This is a genomic window from Streptomyces sp. MB09-02B (genome assembly GCF_033794485.1).
Lineage (GTDB): Bacteria > Actinomycetota > Actinomycetes > Streptomycetales > Streptomycetaceae > Streptomyces.
Genome location: NZ_JARGEE010000871.1, coordinates 1 through 1,294 on the forward strand (window position 1 = coordinate 1; position 1,294 = coordinate 1,294).

The 1,294-nt window shown below is 72.6% G+C and carries 1 protein-coding gene; it reads left to right on the plus strand.

Annotated features, from left to right (window positions below; genetic code table 11):
• Positions 1-80: 80 nt before the first annotated feature.
• Positions 81-1,294, plus strand: a 1,214-nt coding sequence (locus P1P70_RS44760; RefSeq protein WP_319248258.1) for a sensor histidine kinase, incomplete at its 3' end; no start/stop codon positions are given.

The following is a 1,294-nucleotide window of genomic DNA, read 5'->3' on the forward strand; positions in this document are numbered from 1 at the left end:
CCATGGTTGCGGTGGGCCGGGGACAGGAGGGTGGGGGTACGACATCGGGAGTGCGGGATCTGCGGAGGCGGGCGACGGTGATGGCCACGGAGTACGGGGACGGGTACGGAAGTTGGGGCGAGGAGCGGCGGCGGGTGCCGGCCGGGTTGCGGGCGCCGTTCGAGGCGCGCAGCTGGCGGGAGTTCGGGTACGTGCTGCTGGGGCTGCCGGTCGGGATCCTGCTCTTCACGTACGCCGTCACGATGGTGTCGGTCGGGGCGGGGCTGCTGATCACGTTCCTCGGGGTGCCGGTGCTGGCGGCGGGGCTGGCCGGGTGCCGGGGGTTCGGCGCGCTGGAGCGGGCGCGGGCGCGGGCGTTGCTCGGGGTGGACGTGGCCGCGCCGGAGCCGCTGCGGCCGAGGGGGCGCGGGGCGATGGCGTGGATGGGCGCCGTACTGCGCAGTGGGGCGTCGTGGCGGCAGTTGCTGTACGCGGTCGTGCAGTTCCCGTGGTCGGTGTTCTCCTTCGTGGTGGCGGTGACCTTCTGGACGTACGGGTGGGCGCTGCTGACGTATCCGCTGTGGTTCTGGGTGTTTCCCGTGTGGGCCGGGCAGGACGGGTTGCAGTTGTACGGGGACGAGACGCACTCCGTGTATCTGGACAACCCGTTCGAGGTGACCGTGACCGCGCTGGTGGGGCTGCTCTTCACGATGGCCACGCCGTGGATCGTGCGGGGCCTGACCATGGTCGACCGGGGCTTGGTGGTGACGCTGCTGGGGCCGTCGCGGCTGGGGGCGCGGGTCGTCGAGCTGGAGTCGGACCGGGGGGTCGTGGTCGACACGGCGGCGGCCGATCTGCGGCGGATCGAGCGGGATCTGCATGACGGGGCGCAGGCCCGGCTGGTGGCGCTGGCGATGGATCTGGGGCTGGCGAAGGAGAAGCTGGCGGAGGACCCCCGGGCGGCGGCGGTGATGGTCGACTCGGCGCACGGGGAGGTCAAGACGGCGCTGCAGGAGCTGCGGGACCTGGCCAGGGGGATCCATCCGGCGGTGCTGACCGACCGGGGGCTCGACGCGGCGCTGTCTGCGGTCGCCTCGCGGTGCGCGGTGCCGGTGGTGGTGGACGTGGACCTGCCGGCACGGCCGGTGCCGGCGATCGAGGGCATCGCGTACTTCACCGTGTCCGAGCTGTTGCAGAACGTCAGCAAGCACGCGGGGGCGTCACGGGTGACCGTGGATGTGTGGAAGGTCGAGAACCGGCTGATGCTGCAGGTCGTCGACGACGGGGTGGGCGGTGCGGACGTGGGGGCCGGGTC